The following is a 16,939-nucleotide window of genomic DNA, read 5'->3' as shown; positions in this document are numbered from 1 at the left end:
GAATGGCGAACAGGGTTAGGGCGAGAGGGTTTTCATGAAATCTTTTTTGGGAAGTTCCACACCCGCTCGTTTGAGTTCCATGGGCATGTAGTCCTCGGAATGCTTGGCCATGATCATCGTGGAATGAAAGGTCCGGCCGTCACGCCATTGGCCTTCCACCACCGCCCCTTGTCCCTCTTTAAACAGGTCCGGGGGAATACCCTGAAACGCGACAGGAATCGTGGCGGCACCATCTGTGAGCTCAAAGGTCAGACCTACCGGCTCGGGTTGGGTTTTGAGACTGCCTTTGACCACCATGCCACCCACACGAACTTTTTTGCTGTAGGCTTCGGCGGTAAAGGCTTTTACCTCAGAGGGGGTCACGAAGTACACAATATTTTCCCCGAAATTCCCAAACGCGAGATACCCAAGCGAACCGGCAACAAGGAGTATGCTGACAATGATGGCGATTTTTTTATTCTTTGTACCCAAGGGAGTCTGCCTCTGGTTCGTAAAGTTTGGATTCTTTGATCTCTTTAAATAAAACCATGACTCTTTGGCTCATGGCAAATACCATCCACCCCAAGGCCAGGACGGAAATCAGATAGGCGGCGGCCACAAATCCAAAATTATTAATCAACGCCGTGTCTTGCGCGCGAAAAATCTGTGCCTGGCTGTCCCAGCGCCCGATGAGAACGAGGGTTTTTAATTCGCGAATGTTTTCCAGTGGAGGACCCTGGTATTCCACAGTAAGGCTGGCTGCCCCATCCACAAATTCAAATGTGGCCTGCCCATGTTCCACGTCACCCTGCAAGGTACCACTTTTGACCATCCCTTGTATCCTGACCGGTTGGGTGACCGGAGGACTGCTCAAGAGCGTTCCCATGGACAATGTGGATAAGTTTTGCTGGTAGTGCTGATAGGTCAGGATGGCGAGAAGGAGGGTTGCCACCAGAATCAACGCCCAGCGTGTATATAACCCGGTCATGGAGTCGTCTGAGAAAAATGGGTCTGACTGAGAAATCGACCTTTTTTGGCATGCAATAAGTCAGTCAAGTACAAAATTTGAGTGCGGACCATTACCATATAGGCAAACAATAACCAACAGCCGATGCTCATTAACGTCAGGGGTACCAGAATGTCTTCTGAAATGCTGACTCCTCTGGTAGAGAACGACATGGGTTGGTGGAGTGTTCTCCACCATTCCACCGAAAATTTTATGATGGGCAGATCGATGCCTCCGACAATGGCCAGAATTGCCGCATAGCGCCCGCCCTGCGCCTGGTCATCCACGAGGCGCCGAAGCATGATGTACCCCCCTAAAATCAAGAGGAGCACCGTAAACGAGACGAGGCGTGGGTCCCAGGTCCACCAGGTGTTCCATGTGGGCTTTGCCCAGATCGAACCTGTGACGAGGGCAAGTGAGGTAAATAGGGCACAAATGCTCGCCGAGGCCTGGCACATGTTATCCACAAGCGGATCCCGTTTCCACAAATACCAGATACTCCCGAAAAATAATACGGAATAGGCCAACGTGCTTGTGTGAGCCAGGGGCACATGCACATACATGATCCGGACCAGTTCTCCTTGATAATAATCAGGCGGTGAGGCGAGCAAGCCGATATACAAGCCTAAAAAGATGCAGAGAGCGGCCCCTCCGCCAAACCATCCTTTATAGCGTTGAATCTGACGAATAATGCGATTGATCATGTTGGGCATTGTAAAACGGATAACCCGACGGAGGGAAGGGCTAACTCCTTCAAATGCTGCTGATAAGGATCTGGGTCATTAAAACAACCTAATAAAGTTCTAGCACATGTTGCATGACAATGAATCAGATGACCTCTCTTCATCATTACTGGATATTAGCTTCGCCCTAAGGTAGGTAATGAAGGCATTCTGCGCCATGCACGGGGCCAAGATGAGGATGAATAAGGCCAATGTCAATAAATAAGTCAATAGGTGGAATTGACTTCCCCCAACTCAACGTTGACTATGGATGATATATCCAGAGAAGCCTAAATCTATATGACCGTCGAATCATCGGCATATTTCTTCAATCGGGCCGGAGACAAAAGAGGAGATCCGAGACGCCGTTTTATTGTGCGACATAAGAATTTTTTTCTTTTTTTAATCTTTTGCTATCAATCTTCACAATTTTGACAAGAAACCAAACGCTGGGTAAAGCCAGGGCGAAGAAGGGATCCAGCAAGAGGAAAGGACGCCATGCGAGACCTCATGAGAATTGGGTTGGTCGGATTTTGTGTTTTCCTCATCACGGGAACCGTCGCGGCAGAGGGGGGTTCCCCCGCGAAGCGGTGCACAGGGTGGGAAGAAGGTAAGGGGCATTGTAAGAAAAAGGGAGCCTCCTGCGACAACCATGGTTTGGAAGCACGCAACCTGTGCGAGGCAGGCAATATCATCCAGGTCTCTGACGTTGTTGAGAGTGCCGCGCTTGATCTGCTGCGCCGCGATTATCTGCTGCTTCCGATTGGGGAAAACCCATCCGAGCACTTCCCGACGCATGTGGTGATCGCATCACAAGACCTCGACGACCCGGGGACGATTGCTGTAATGAGAGAGGCCCACCAGGTCGGCAAGACAGTCGCCATCGTCGGCGCGACCCAAGATGAAGCACGCACCTTCCACCGGCTGCTGCGTCCGGGGCAGGAGGTCAATTGCACTCCACAACCGGGGCAAACACGGATTCCGCTCTATGGATTACAACAGTCCGTCACCAGAGTCCCCGAGCAGAGTTCCTCCTTTTGCCTGAATGGTCTCGGCCGGCGTCAGGACCGAGCTACGGATCGCGCTTGGTTACGCGAGCGTTTTGCGGCGAGTCCACCACAGCCTCGTGAGGGCAATGTCAGCGAGACAAGCGACCCGACCACGTTCCTGACGGACCTCGCCACCGCGACGCATTGTAGCTTCAAAGACAGCGGCACTGGAGCGAAGGGACTTGCTGGAGGGTCTGCCGAGCTGGATGTCTATGTCTACGGAATGCGAAATTTTTCGGATATGGGTTGTGGCTCCTGCAGTTCTCCTGGCGCGGACTACTACCTTGTTCAGCAATACATGACGGCTAATCCCACGGCAGGGAACGCGTTTCTCGCGGCCGCTTATCAGTCCACACTGGTAGAGGCATCTTCGGGTGACAAGATTGATGAGTCCATATCCGGTCTCGAATTTACAGACCCCCAAACCGTGACAACTGTTGAAACCTCATACACCAACGACTCAAGCACTACAGTAAGCGGATCGATTGGGGTGGATTCGGATGGTCCTAACGTTACAGCGGGTGGCTCCATAACGTCTGGCCAATCAACGACCTACAGCATGCCTGCGACGACTATTAAGAACGTTTCAGTAGACCTATCGCCTACCTGGGAATTTATCCCACAAAATTTTACTCCAGGATTCTCCTATTCTTATTCGCCGACTTGGACGTGGTTCATACCACAGGACGCCTATCCACATGGCGGGACGGGCAGCGGACAAATCACCTGGCTCAATGCCTACGGCATCCTTAACCTTAACAGTGGCGGGTCAATTTTCGACGAAATTGAATGGTTCCGTAACTGTAATGTCACTTACCCATTCTCAGCATGGACGGTCTCGCCGCCGCACCTGACGAACCTCAACCCGGCCATGGTCCAGAAGGATGGCGGTCAGGTCACAATCACCGGGGAGTTTCTGTATCCTGGCAGCGTGACGGCGGTGCTTATTGGCGGACAGCCGATCAACCTCGGCACGAATGTCGATCTCATGGATAACATGACGATCAAAGTCACCCTAGGTAATTTGACTTTGGCCGCAGGCACCTACCCCGTTCAAGTCAACACACAGTTCAATGGCCAGAATCGTTTCTCCAACACACTGCCCTTGGAATTGACGAATTGACCTCTTCTGTCCCTATGGTCGCGCCACATTGGCGGCCGTGAGCCAGGAGGATCGCATGATGCGAGGCCGACTAGGAGGATTACATTCTTTTGGAAGGTTATTCCCTCCAGCGAGAATCCGTTTGAATGCTTTGCCGGAAAAAGGATTTGGTATGTAAGATTAAAGGGTACTCAGTTAATCACTGAAGCGTTTCCCTGTGCCCCTTTCGGCTGATCGGTATCAACCCGCCTCCGCCTCCGATTTGGTCAAAGTGAATAGATAGATTGGCCGACTTTCCCGTGTTGTCTTGTCCTGTTTTGACCTCTACAACAATCTTTCCGTTCCCTCGGGTTGGTCCTTTATTTCAGACTGATGGGAGGCCTCGTGATGACCCGCACCGGTTCGCGAGGGGAAGTTCACTGGTGTTATCAATGTTGTGAAGCATTGTGATGTCGGGGTGGTGGAGGGCCGGATGTTGGCGGGTAGGGGATTTGCTGAGGATGATTATTTCGATAAAGATGGCATTTAGATCGGTTGAAAGCGGGAGCAGGATTGTGCTGATGAACGGGCTGTGGACACTTACGAATCTAATATGAATTCAAACAGCCAGAATGAGAGTACGGTGAAAATAATGTCAAAAATGATTAAGAGTTGGAGCCATTGCGAGTAAAAAGAAAATGGATCGCCACTTAAGGCTCCGCGTGTGGCTTCTACGGCGGCAATCATGACCGGAACGGCCAGGGGCAGAAGGAGAACGGGGAGCATGACCTCCCGGGCTCGAATCTGCACGGTTAAGGCTGAAAAGAGCGTGCCGACGGCCGATAATCCCAAGGTGGCCAGAAAAAATATAATCAAGAGGATTCCGACGGCTTCAAAGACATCCAGATTAAAGAATAAGACGAACAAGGGGAATAAGAGGATTTCGACTGAGAGCATGAAGAGGAAATTGGCCGCGACTTTTCCGAGATAAATGGCGCCCTTGGGAGCGGGGCACATTTGCAGGGACTCCAGACAATCGTTTTGCAGTTCCGAGGTGAAGGATTTTCCTAAGCCGATAATGCCCGTAAAGGTAAAGGCCACCCAGATTATTCCCGCAATCAGTTGACGTGCCGCATCCTGGTCCATGGAAAAGCTGAAGCTAAATACCAGAATGACAATGAGGGCAAAGAACAACATCGACGACATGGTTTCCCGTGTCCGCCATTCACTGATCAGGTCCTTCCAGACGACCCAGCGAATTGTTTTAAAAAATGGCATCAGTGGTGAGTTGCTCAGGGGAGAGAAGTTGAAGGTGTCCGCCTTTGAGAATCCCGCCCCGTGTAGCGATTTGGGTGGCCTTGTCATGGTCATGCGTGGTCATGAACACGGTGCCGTCGCGGTCCAGCGTTTCCTGAATGAGCTGGTTGGTGATAGCCACCCCGTCATGATCCAAGGCGTTGTAGGGCTCATCGAGTAAAAGGAGTTGTGGCTGAGCCAGAATGGTTTTGGCGAAATCCAATCGCTTTTTCATCCCGGCCGAAAATTGACGTATTTTGAGGTCGGCAAAGGCCCCGATTCCGGTTCGATCCAGTGCCCGTTTGATGTGAGGTGGAGATGGGGTTTGCCCGCGCAGGCCCATGGCAAATTGAAGATTTTCGGTGGCACTGAGTTCATCATATAAATGGGATCCGTGGGCGATCAGCATGATGATTTCTCGAACGGTATCCTTCTGTGCCACGCCATCCTGGCCAAAAATGGTAAACTGACCATGAGAAGGCGCTTGGAGGGTGGCTAAAATCCTGAGCAACGTCGTTTTTCCTGCCCCGTTGGGGCCAAATAAGGCAAAACACTCTCCTGGATGAATGTCAAAAGACAGATCCTCAAAAATACGATAGAAACCGTAGGCTTTGGAAAGATTGCTGACCTGAATGGCGATCATGTCATGGTAAGAGACTTGGAAAAGTTAGCCTTGCAGTCTACGAAATGTTTTGAAGGTTGTCTAGGAATGTAACAAGATGTTGGAAACAGTCGCCAGCGATAGGCTTTTATCGTTCACAGTTTCCCGAGTCTCGCAGAATAGGGAGTTTCGTTCACGGCTACGTAAGGTCTTGCCGGATAAATTGAACCATCACATTTGGCTTTCCCGTTATCTTATCGTCCAGACCTGGTAATTTATATGGATCTCCTCAAAAATATGGAGTTGGCAGGCACCTGATCCAATAAAATCCCAATGATCCTGGTGGGTCAATCCGTAAGAAAGGAAGTGCGTTGACGATGAAATTTATCGGGTCTTATGATGAAGGTTGAAGGAGTTTGTCGGTATAGTCCATTGGGTGTGCTTGAATAGTTGTTTTGTGGGGAGGCAGTGAATTGAAAACCATTCTTGGGTTGAGGGCCGCAGGCCATTACCTCTCGAAATCTGGACTCTTTTTGGGAGGGATGGGGATTTTTTGCCTTCTTCTAGGCTGCGATTCCGGCTATTCTGAAAGTTCTTTTGCCGATGCGCCATCTTCTCATTCTGTAGCTTCCCGTCCGTCAAAGGGATCCCCCGCTCCGGATTTTCGCTTGATGGATATGCATGGAAAGGCTGTTTCGCTGTCCGATTTTAAGGGAAAAGTAGTGTTGCTGAATTTTTGGGCGACCTGGTGTGGGCCGTGCCGGGTTGAAATGCCCGCAATGGAGGCTTTGTATCGGAGTATGCGATCGAAAGGTTTGGAAATTGTGGCGGTTTCCGTTGACCAACAGGGCACTGCCGTGACTAGGCCTTTTCAGGAGGCGATGGGCTTGAGCTTTCCTATCTTGCATGATCAGGATTATGAGGTAGGGTTGACCTATGGCGCACGGACGCTCCCTATGACCTTTGCGATTGATCGTCAAGGCATCATCCGACAGGTGGTCTTCGGATCCCGTGATTGGAATAGCCCTGAAGCTCGCAGGGGAATTGCCGAGGTACTTCAAGAGTCGATTCCAGAGTCTTCCCAACGGATGTAAGAACAATATGATCGATTCGATCAGCCAGGTGTCTTTGCTTGCGGCGTTTAGTGCCGGACTGCTGTCTTTTGTTTCCCCCTGCGTCCTCCCCCTCGTCCCTTCCTATCTATCCTATATCACCGGACTCTCGGTGGAAAATCTCGCGAAAGTTGAAGAGCGGGAACGATTTAAGTCCGCGATTATCCTCAATGCGCTGTTGTTTATTGCCGGGTTTTCCACCGTCTTTATCGCGTTTGGAGCATCGGCCAGCCTGATGGGGCAATTGTTGTATGACTATCAGGACGTGATCCGGAAAGTCGGGGGTGTCCTGATTATTATTTTCGGGCTATATTTGCTTGGTATTTTGAAATTAAGTTTTTTTATGACTGAACGACGGTTGATGCATTTCGAGACGCGTCCCGTCGGCTACCTGGGTTCCTTTCTGATCGGGACCGCATTTGCCGCCGGCTGGACGCCGTGCGTAGGACCGGTGTTGGGGGCCATACTGGCCTATGCCAGTACGACAGAATCAATGTCCAGCGGGGTGATGCTTCTATCGGCCTACTCGTTGGGGTTAGGTCTCCCGTTTTTTTTGACGGCATTTGGGATGGATACGTTTTTGAGCTACTTCAAAAACCTGCGGTCATATTTAGGGGGGGTGTCGTTTATTAGCGGCGGGCTGTTAGTGGCGGTCGGCGTCATGATTTATGCGGATTCTCTGACACTCATCACCAGTTTTCTTGAACGTAACGGTATTGGTTGGTACATCGGCCAATAAAAAGGCCTGCACGATCTGGCCTATTCTCCTCTTTCTTCTTTCCTCGTTTTCCCACTCGCTTATATAGTGTCCAGAATGATGGTGGGCTCAAGCTGATGTAGGGGTATGCTGGAGCGTTTAATATTTATGGAGTAGGGACGGTTTTCTCCTGGTTATGGAGTGGTTGGGGCCGTGGGAGAGAATTGGTTAGAGGATTCATGAACGGGTCTTGTTTTTTTTGAGCCGCCGGCTCCCCGGTTTCATGTATTGATGTTCCTCAATTCACCTCTATTCCTTACCGATCTATTTCTTGACGCACATTTCTTCTCAATGTAGGGTCCCAGCACATTTTTGAGACTCCATAATACGGAATCGTTGGCTTGTCATCATTGATGTATCTCAGCCTCCTGCACGTGATGTACCAAGGAAAAAGATGAAAAGAAAAAGCAGCGGGCTATCTCAATTTCAACGGGAGCGTTCTCAATGATCTTGGTAACCGGCGGTGCCGGCTATATCGGGTCACATACTTGCGTGGAGCTCCTCCATGCGGGCTGTGATGTGACGGTGTTTGACAACTTCTCTAATAGCCATCCTGAGTCGTTGGCGAGGGTGCAGCATATTACAGGGAAACCCCTTCGCCTGATACGCGGGGACTGCCGTGATCGTGCCGCAGTAGTGGCGGCTCTGCGCGAAAGCGGGGCGACTGCAGTCATCCACTTTGCCGGTCTCAAGGCGGTGGGAGAATCGGTTCAACAACCATTGGCCTATTATGACAACAATGTGGTTGGGTCCCTGCGCCTGTTGGAGGCCATGGGAGAGTGCGGCGTGAAACAGATTGTATTCAGCTCTTCTGCCACGGTATATGGCGATCCGCAACACCTTCCGCTCACCGAGGACCACCCCCTATCTGCGACCAATCCATATGGTCGCACAAAACTGATGGTGGAGGAGATCTTGCGGGACGCACACCGCAGCGATCCCTCCTGGCGGATCGGCATCTTGCGGTACTTTAATCCTGTTGGGGCGCATGATAGTGGTCTGATTGGTGAAGATCCTCAGGGGATGCCCAACAATTTGTTACCCTTTGTGGCGCAGGTTGCAGTGGGACGGCGGGAACATTTGAACGTATGGGGTGCCGACTATCCTACTCCCGATGGGACCGGAGTGCGGGATTATATTCATGTAGTTGATTTGGCACTGGGGCATCTCAAAGCACTAGAGGCATTGGCTCGACTGGATGTTCAGAAAGAATGCCTAACGGTTAACCTTGGTACGGGCTTCGGGTACAGTGTTTTGGAGATCGTGCGGGAATTTGAGGCCGTGAGTGGCAAGCCGATTCCCTATAAGATCGCACCACGCCGCCCCGGTGACATTGCTTCTTGCTATGCTGATCCGAAACAAGCTTTCACACTATTGGGGTGGCGAGCTGAACGCGGACTCAATAAGATGTGCGCGGATGCCTGGCGGTGGCAACATGACAACCCTCAGGGCTATGCTCTCTGATTCATCCCCCAAAGTTGATCTGCAGGTCTCTGTTTGAAGGGCCGCCGAGAGTCTAGTGCCCGAAGGTTCTGGTAAATGGCGCATGGCCGGACGTACCATACGGGCTTTCCCAACTCAATTGCATGGCATGATCTAGCCAGAGAAGATTCGGTTCCGTGAAGCCACGGGAAGTTCGCGTGGGAGCCGCTATTAGGGAATTCATTCCGAAAGCGGTCAGGAGTCTGCTCGATAAATATTTTTGGAACGAGACGTCCTTCATTTCCACCACAGAGGAATTCAGTCTTTTGGGACAAATACTTGGGGAGGAAAAAGGAAGATTTGGCCAATGAGGGAAATTGGCCTTTATACGACCACTTAAGAACAGGGTTCAGCTAAGTCAGTAAGAAAATAGCGGGTTAGCACCATTCGCCGGTTTTACAGGATTTCGCGCTACTCGATAACTGTATGGGGGGCGTTGTGGCCGAGGAGGATGGTGAATCACACCACGTGCCAATTGTACAAGCTGTCTTGGAGAGAGGCAGGTCCGAAGCTGTGGGGGCGCTTAGCATGGCCGGCTTTACTGTCGGGGAGGTAGCTGCTGCTGAGGATAACAATGGGGATTCCGGGGTATGGGATACTGTCCTTACAAGGAGTTGATTGTCAGAACGCTGTCCTCTTACCGCAGGATCGGGGGTGTTGTGCTCATTCGGCGAGGGATCGGGAGGAAGGGAAGCTAGAAGAGTAGGATTCTTTTTTTCCAGCTTTGCCAGGAGTTTTTTGCCGTCTGAGTGATAGGGGTTGTTGGGATGTTCGTTGACCAGAGTGAGTAACCATTCCTGGGACCATTCTTCGATTCCCAGGTTTTGATAGGTTTTTGCCAGATGGAACATGGCATCCCCAGCAGTTTCTAATTCAGGATATTCCTTGATGATCTTTTCGAATCGATGGGCAGCAGCGAGATAAGAACCACGTTTGAGGTAGAAATGCCCAACCATCAAGTGCCGTTGTGCTAATTGTTCTTTACAAATCAAAATGGTTTGCTTCGCTTCCGCTTCATAACGGCTTGCCGGAAATTCTTGAAGAAGTTTCTCGAAGCTCTGGATCGATTCCTCCAAGGGCTCTGGGTCACGATCGACCGTCCGGTATTGTTTGAAATGGCTGACCCCAATTTTGTATTGGGCATAAGGGGCTAATATGTGATTTCGGTGCAGGTCAAGAAAATGTTTGTATTCCACGATGGATTCCGCATAGGATTCCTTGTCAAAAAAAGATTCGGCACGTTTCATGATTACGTTCGGATCGTAACTCATTTCCACGGAATCGCCGACGAAGATTTGTTCGTCCGTTGAAGACACTTCTTTTTTCGATGTGTTGTCGGTGTGCTCCGTTGGTTTGGGAGTTGAGGAGCATCCGGCGATTATGATCAGAGCAGTGAGGAATGGAAGCAAAAGAGTTCGAAAATTGACCGGAAATTTCACAGGTAAGTCACTCCAGGCAGGGTTGTGATCATATAAGTTCGGTGAAAGTTGGTATAGAGGTAGAAACAGCCCATATCTATACAAGATTCGGACCAATGAAAGAAAGTCTTTAATGTTGCGACTGTGTTAATTTTTTCAGGACAAATTGTCTCCCTTTTACCACAAAATTTGGTAGATATGAAAAATTTGCCACAGTCAATGTGCGTTCATTCAAGGGATAGGCGATGAAAATAAGATGAATACCAACCTTTCTCGAATCGTCGGAACCGGCTCTTTTCTTCCTGGGCGTCGAGTCGATAATCAGGAGGTGGCCGATCTTTTGGGAATTGAGCCGTCATATATTTTCCGAGTTTCTGGTATCCGGACCAGGTTTTGGGCGGATTCGCAGGAGGAATGCTCATTTTTGGCGGAACAGGCGACGCGAAGGGCATTGGATCAGGCCGGTTTGGTTCCGGAAGATCTTGACGCTATTCTGGTGTCTTCCACCTCTCCGGAGATGATTTTTCCCTCCACGGCCTGTTTGCTTCAAGCCCGACTTGGTATCATGGGCATCCCAGCATTTGACCTCTCAGCCTCTTGCTCAGGGTTTCTCTATGGTCTTTCCATGGCGGATTGTTTCATTCGGGCCGGGCAGTTTCGAAGATGTCTCGTCGTGGCTTCTGAAATCAAATCTCGGTCCTTGGATGTCAAAGATCTGAGTACAGCCATGTTATTTGGTGATGGGGCTGGTGCGGCTATTGTCGAGAGATCGTCAAATCCCGACATGGGCGTGGTCAGCATTCGACTTCACGCCGACGGGGCGTATCATGATCTGGTCAAAATTGCCGGAGGTGGTTCCCGTCAACCTTTGTCCCAAGATGTCCTTGATGCCAGTGCGCATACCCTGCGAATACGGGGTTCGCGGGTGTTTCGTATCGCAATCAGGCGCCTAGGCCAAGCGGTCAGCGACCATTTGGCGCAGGAGAAATGGGATGTGTCGCAGCTTGACCAGGTCATTTTTCATCAAGCGAATGGGCGTATGCTGACCCAGTTTTGTGAAAATATCGGAGTCGCTCCTGAGCGATGCCTTTCGATGATCGAGCAAGTCGGAAATACCTCTTCGGCTTCATTGCCGATGGCGTTAGATCATGCGTGCCGAAATCAGAGACTGAAAAAGGGCGATCGGGTCATGTTGGGAGCCTTTGGGGGAGGGCTTACCTGGGGTACGGCTTTGGTTCGGTGGGGGTAACATCGCCCTCTTCGCGTGGTAGCCGTCTTATCCGAGAAATCGGGTTGGGCATCGTGTTGACGATCTCTGGCAATTTGGCCTATCGTGCGCAAAAGGCATGAGTGGAATAGATAATTTAGCTAGATAAATATTTAATATAAATATTTTGTAAGGAGGGTGCGTTGAAAATCTTCCTGGCCAATCCGAGAGGGTTCTGTGCGGGGGTGGATCGAGCGATTGAAATCGTCGATTTGTCCCTTAAGACTTACGGGGCACCAATTTATGTTCGGCATGAAATCGTCCATAGTCGTCATGTGGTCGAGTCCCTTCGTGGAAAGGGCGCTATTTTTGTGGAAGAACTGAATGAGGTCCCTGATGGCGCCATTGTCATTTTCAGCGCACATGGTGTGGCAAAAGAGGTGTGGGAAGAATCCAGAAGACGAAATTTGAAAGTGATTGATGCCACATGTCCCCTGGTCATCAAGGTCCATAACGAAGTGAACAGGGATTATTCCAACGAATATGAGCTGATCCTGATTGGTCACGCGGGACACCCTGAGGTTGTGGGAACTCTCGGACAGGTGCCTGATAAATTCCATTTAGTATCCTCGGTAGAGGACGTGGATTCGTTAGAAGTTGCAAATCCTCTTCACCTGTCCTATGTCACACAAACCACGTTGAGCGTGGATGAATGTCGGGATATTGTTGCTGCCTTGCACCGTCGGTTTCCGGGAATTAAGGGGCCACATCAGGAAGATATTTGTTATGCCACACAAAATCGGCAAAATGCAGTCAAAGAGCTGTCCCAATTTGTTGATGTCATTCTGGTAATCGGGTCTCCCAATAGCTCCAATTCCAACCGATTGAGAGAATTGGGCGAGCGTTGTGGGATCCCTTCATACCTCATTGATTCTTATCAGGATATTCAGACTCAATGGCTGGAAGGTGTGAACGCAATCGGCATTGCGGCAGGGGCCTCGGCTCCAGAAGTATTGGTAGCTCAGGTCATTAAGTTTTTGAAAGAGCATGGAGCCACATCGGTAGAGGAGTTGACTGTGGTGGAAGAGAATGTTGAATTTCTTCTTCCCAAAGAATTACTGATGGCCAAAGTTCCGCGATAAGTTCCCATAGTTTCCGCTTTCCTGGAGGAGCGCAAGCGTATCTTTTCCGATATATCCTACCTCATTACCTTTCCTCGTACTGTGAAGCAGTCGGACCTGTTTGTTTCGGGAATCCCCCTTGATGGAAGATGTCCCGTAAAAGGCTTTTGTCCTGTTGACAGGAGCCGTAGTTTTGGCAATATGTCAAGATATTGAATAGGCCGATAGTCAGACCCACAGCATTTTGTGGAAAACTTTGATTTTTCTTTCTTCTTATGGTACTGATTTGAGCCAAATTACTGCCCTGGCATCCACTCCATTCTGAGGGGGAATATGTTTCTTCGTACTCTAGTCGTCAGTGGGTTTAAATCTTTTGCTGAGGCAAAAATAGATTTCCCGAACGGGATAACTGCTGTCGTCGGTCCCAACGGGACAGGGAAAAGTAATATCGTGGATGCCATTTTGTGGGCAATGGGTGAGCAAAGCGTAAAGAGCTTACGAAGCGAGCGCATGGAAGACGTTATTTTTAATGGGACTGAGCAACGCAAACCTATGGGAATGGTCGAGGCCTCGCTCATTTTTTCCGAGGTGACGTCCCGTGAGTTGGAGCCTGTCTCTGCCATTCTGGAAGGGCTTGATCAGCCGACGGATGTGATGATCACCCGTCGGCTCTACCGCGAGGGAGACAGTGAATATTATTTTAATAAGATTCCCTGTCGCCTCAAGGATATTCGAGGATTTCTCTGGAATGCCCGAGCGGGAGCTAGAGGACAGTCCGTTATTGAACAGGGCAATATTGAACAGTTACTGAGTGCCTCCCCACAGGAACGGCGTGAATTTATTGAGGGCACGGCAGGTATCATTCGATATAAAAAACAAAAGGCGGAGGCGTTACGAAAATTACAAAGTACGGAAAATAATCTTTTGCGGGTTCGGGATATTCTCGGAGAAGTCCGGGGTCAGCTTCGGACGCTCAATCGTCAGGCGAAACAAGCAGAAGAGTATCAGGCCTTTCTCCGTGAAGCTCGCGAGCTTGAGGTGCAGTTATTGACTCATGACTTTCGCCGGTTTTATCAAGACCAGTGTCAGTTTGAAAATGAGTTACAAGAATCTGAAAGCCAAGAACTCTCCTGTTTGACTGAAGAGGCTCGACTTGTGGCCGAACACCAAACCGTGCAGTTGGAGCTGACGTCTGCTAGCGAAACTCTCAAGGAAGCGCAGGACCGGTTTCGAGAGATTGAGCAGCAACTGTCCCATGCGTTTACGGCAATTCAGATTGAACGCAATCGGCTTGACCAATATGAACAGCAACATGAACAGGTCATGGAGGAGCGAGCACGGTTGAATGGGGAGGGCCGGGAGGCCACGGGTTCGTTGGAAGCCTTGAGAGAGCGACTGGCCCAAATTCGGTGCGAGATGGAAATTCTTTCTGTCACTTTGGAAGAAGGAGAGGGGGGCATAGCCGATCTGGCCGTTCGCCGTCGAGAAACTGCGGAAAAGGTCGACAAGGGGCGGGAAACCATCCTGGCCTTGGCTGTTGAAAAAACGAATCAGGAAAACCGCTTGCGAAGTATTGCTGAAGGGCAGAGTTCGATGGCCAGACGGATCGAACGTCTGGCAGTGGAATATACTCAATCGCAGAACGATCAAACCACCCTTCAAGCTGAAAGTGAGGCCCTTCGACAGGAATCCTCATCGCTCGAAAGTCAGCTTGACGCGCTTCGAAACAACCAGGACCGATTAGAGGTCAACCTGCAAAGTCAGCGAGAAACCAGAGAAGAGCTTGATGAAAAAATTCTCGACCTTCAAACCCAAGCCGCTGGCGCTGAATCTGAATTGCGTGCGATTCAAAGTGTTTTTCGGGAAGCAATAGGGTATGGCCACCATGGTGAGGGGGATGAAGCCTCCATTCGCGTTGCGTGTTCGTCCATTCAAGAGGCGTTGGCCGAACGGATGGAAGTGCCTGAGGATGTTGAGAAAGCCATAGAAGCCGTTCTAGGCGACCGGCTGCAGGCATGGATTGTCCAATCGTCACAAGAGGCAGAATTGTCCATTGCGCAATTCAAACAACATGAATGGGGAAGAGGCAGCTTTATTCCTTTGAATATTCCCCGACAGGGTCCAAAGGGCACAGCTGATTGGTGGAATATCATTCAGCATGATCCGGAAGTGCGGGGCTTGGCTATAAATTTTGTTCAGGTTCCGGACGAGTTGAAACCTGTGATCGAGGCCTTGCTGGGGAATACGGTCATTGTCAGGTCATTGTCTGGAGCGTTACATCTCATGACCGAACATTCCTGGTTCCAGGGGAACGGCCCGCTTTTAGTGGCTTTGGGCGGAGAACTTGTGTCCCCCTCTGGAATCATCAGTGGCGGGTCTGGTGGAGAAGCTGGTGGGTTATTACGTCGCCGGCGAGAAATTCTCACATTGGAAGAAAAGTTGAACAGTCTTACCGTGGGGTTGGAGGAAGCCAAAGCGAACCGGAAGACGCTTCTACAGGAAATTGAGGACGTGTCGCGACAACTAGAAGAAGCCACGTTGTCCATCCGGGAGATGGAATTTCACATGTTGACCATTCAAAAAGAGGTTTCTTCCAAAGAGAAGGCTCTTCCCGATCTCCTACGTCGGTTAGATGCACTTCAGCAGGATCGATTAGCGGAAGAGGAGGAATGGGGACAGCTGCAAGTTGAAGAAGTAGAGGTCCAGACCCGGCTTGAGCATCTTAATCAGACACGAGCCCATGAGGATGAGGCGCTTCGGCAACTGTTGGATGCTCTGAATACATTAGACCAAGAGCGACAGGACATGTTGCAAAGTCTCAATGACACACGAATGAATTTTCAGGCTTTGAAGTCCCAATGGGATTATGAGCAGGCTAATGTTGAACGAATTGAACGGGAAGAAGAGCATCGGAATACCCGAATTCGACAAATTGATGGACAATTGGAGCACCTCTTTCTGCAAAGTCGAAAGAGTCAGGAAGAACGTCTCACAAATGAGAGTTTGGTTGAAGAATTAGACATCCAGAAAGAGGCCGTTGCCGGCACATTATTGGAGCTTCAGAACCGTCATGCAGGATGTATGGAGGAAGTGAAACGGTTGGATGGTCTAATCGGAAAGGCTCGTGAAACATTGAGCCACATCTTTAAGTCCCGTGTGCCGATCGAGGGACGTTTAGCGGAAGTTCGGGCGAAGTTTCGTGCTGTGGAAGAAACCCTGACCATGACATACGAAATATCAACGGATGACCTCAAAAATCCTCCTGATGCCGGACAGATCGCCGAAGGTCTGGAAGGGAGTGAACAGGCTTCTGAGGAAAAAACCGGCCAGTGGAGAGAGCAATTACAGAGTATCAGGAAAAAATTAGAGCGTATCGGTCCAATTAATTTGGCTGCTATTGAGGAGCATGCTCAATTAGAAGAACGCTATCAATTTTTATTGGCGCAAGAAGAAGATTTAGCCGGTTCAATTCAATCCCTTCAGGAAATTATCCAGCGTTTGAATCAAACTACCAATAAGCTGTTTGCGGAGACCTTTAAAGAACTTCAAGTGAAATTTAGCGAAGTCTTTTCAGCCTTGTTCGCTGGAGGACGCGCTGAATTGATTTTAGTCGAAGATACTCAGGAAGGACAGGAATCAGAAGGTCCCAACCTTGAGCCAGGTGTGGAAATTGTCGCCCAACCACCAGGCAAGCGCTTGAAAAATCTCAACATGCTTTCCGGAGGGGAAAAGACCATGACGGTCATGGCCCTTCTCTTTGCGAGCTTTCTCATTCGACCTTCTCCATTTTGTGTGTTGGATGAGGTGGATGCGCCATTAGATGAGACGAACGTGGTCAGGTTTGGTCAGTTTTTGCGCCAAATGGCGGACCGATCTCAATTTATTGTGATCACGCATAATAAACGAACCATGGAGACTGCCAACTCCCTTTTTGGTGTGACAATGGAGGATCCTGGCGTTTCGAAATTGATTGCTGTCCGGCTCCATGAATTAGAAGAGGTAAGCTGAGGATACACAGTGGGGCTCCATCAATAGTTGGAGTCCAAAAGAAAAAGCCCCTTCCTTGGAAAATCGGAAGGGGCTTTTTTTACAGAGCCACGTTTTTGGG

13 protein-coding genes are annotated in these 16,939 nt (G+C 50.0%); 7 read left to right on the top strand and 6 right to left on the bottom strand.

The features are described from left to right. Positions 1–15: 15 nt before the first annotated feature. The 3 genes from ccmE to ccmC are packed head-to-tail and all read right to left on the bottom strand — an operon-like array spanning position 16 to position 1,689. Positions 16–471 (bottom strand): cytochrome c maturation protein CcmE, encoded by a 456-nt coding sequence (gene ccmE, locus PQG83_RS11665; RefSeq protein WP_312741128.1) that lies wholly within the window; start codon positions 469–471, stop codon positions 16–18. After that, positions 455–967: a cytochrome c maturation protein CcmE domain-containing protein gene (locus PQG83_RS11660; RefSeq protein WP_312741125.1), complete on the bottom strand. Its 513-nt coding sequence runs from the start codon at positions 965–967 to the stop codon at positions 455–457. The genes ccmE and PQG83_RS11660 overlap by 17 nt, the downstream gene beginning before the upstream one ends. After that, positions 964–1,689, bottom strand: coding sequence for a heme ABC transporter permease CcmC (ccmC, locus tag PQG83_RS11655; RefSeq protein WP_312741123.1), 726 nt, complete (start codon positions 1,687–1,689; stop codon positions 964–966). Before ccmC ends, PQG83_RS11660 begins: the two co-directional genes overlap by 4 nt. A gap of 516 nt (positions 1,690–2,205) precedes the next feature. Between ccmC and PQG83_RS11650 the strand changes: the two genes are divergently transcribed. Continuing rightward, positions 2,206–3,879, top strand: a complete 1,674-nt coding sequence (locus PQG83_RS11650) for a hypothetical protein (RefSeq protein ID WP_312741120.1) — start codon at positions 2,206–2,208, stop codon at positions 3,877–3,879. Between the two features lie 558 nt (positions 3,880–4,437). On the opposite strand, the gene PQG83_RS11645 is transcribed toward PQG83_RS11650, so the two are convergent. Together PQG83_RS11645 and ccmA are read right to left on the bottom strand one after the other, a co-directional pair. Continuing rightward, positions 4,438–5,115, bottom strand: a complete 678-nt coding sequence (locus tag PQG83_RS11645) for a heme exporter protein CcmB (protein WP_312741117.1) — start codon at positions 5,113–5,115, stop codon at positions 4,438–4,440. Then, entirely contained in the window at positions 5,102–5,776 is a 675-nt protein-coding gene (gene ccmA, locus PQG83_RS11640; RefSeq protein ID WP_312741115.1) for a heme ABC exporter ATP-binding protein CcmA, read from the bottom strand. Before ccmA ends, PQG83_RS11645 begins: the two co-directional genes overlap by 14 nt. A gap of 431 nt (positions 5,777–6,207) precedes the next feature. Here ccmA and PQG83_RS11635 point away from each other — a divergent pair, with 431 nt between their 5' ends. The 3 genes from PQG83_RS11635 to galE all read left to right on the top strand — a co-directional run bounded on the left by PQG83_RS11635 (position 6,208) and on the right by galE (position 9,067). Next, the gene (locus PQG83_RS11635) at positions 6,208–6,828 is read left to right on the top strand and encodes a TlpA disulfide reductase family protein (protein WP_312741112.1); all 621 of its coding nucleotides are present in this window, start codon (positions 6,208–6,210) and stop codon (positions 6,826–6,828) included. Positions 6,829–6,835: 7 nt separating this feature from the next. Continuing rightward, on the top strand, positions 6,836–7,585 hold the full coding sequence (locus PQG83_RS11630; protein ID WP_312643863.1) for a cytochrome c biogenesis CcdA family protein: 750 nt from the start codon (positions 6,836–6,838) through the stop codon (positions 7,583–7,585). Between the two features lie 462 nt (positions 7,586–8,047). Further along, complete coding sequence (gene galE / locus PQG83_RS11625) at positions 8,048–9,067, top strand: UDP-glucose 4-epimerase GalE (RefSeq protein WP_312741110.1); 1,020 nt, start codon at positions 8,048–8,050, stop codon at positions 9,065–9,067. A gap of 395 nt (positions 9,068–9,462) precedes the next feature. Here the strand turns inward: galE and PQG83_RS11620 are convergent, their stop codons facing one another. Further along, positions 9,463–10,524 carry an outer membrane protein assembly factor BamD gene (locus tag PQG83_RS11620; RefSeq protein ID WP_312741108.1) on the bottom strand — a complete coding sequence of 354 codons (1,062 nt, stop codon included), beginning with the start codon at positions 10,522–10,524 and terminating at the stop codon, positions 9,463–9,465. A gap of 235 nt (positions 10,525–10,759) precedes the next feature. Here PQG83_RS11620 and PQG83_RS11615 point away from each other — a divergent pair, with 235 nt between their 5' ends. The 3 genes from PQG83_RS11615 to smc all read left to right on the top strand — a co-directional run bounded on the left by PQG83_RS11615 (position 10,760) and on the right by smc (position 16,839). Beyond that, positions 10,760–11,752, top strand: coding sequence for a 3-oxoacyl-ACP synthase III family protein (locus PQG83_RS11615; RefSeq protein ID WP_312741106.1), 993 nt, complete (start codon positions 10,760–10,762; stop codon positions 11,750–11,752). Between the two features lie 161 nt (positions 11,753–11,913). Further along, the gene (ispH, locus tag PQG83_RS11610; protein WP_312741103.1) at positions 11,914–12,852 is read left to right on the top strand and encodes a 4-hydroxy-3-methylbut-2-enyl diphosphate reductase; all 939 of its coding nucleotides are present in this window, start codon (positions 11,914–11,916) and stop codon (positions 12,850–12,852) included. 312 nt (positions 12,853–13,164) lie between these two features. Then, entirely contained in the window at positions 13,165–16,839 is a 3,675-nt protein-coding gene (gene smc, locus PQG83_RS11605; protein ID WP_312741101.1) for a chromosome segregation protein SMC, read from the top strand. The last annotated feature ends 100 nt before the right edge of the window (positions 16,840–16,939 follow it).

Source organism: Candidatus Nitrospira neomarina (assembly GCF_032051675.1).
Taxonomy (GTDB): domain Bacteria; phylum Nitrospirota; class Nitrospiria; order Nitrospirales; family UBA8639; genus Nitrospira_E; species Nitrospira_E neomarina.
This window is presented reverse-complemented; position numbering and strand designations above follow the sequence as displayed.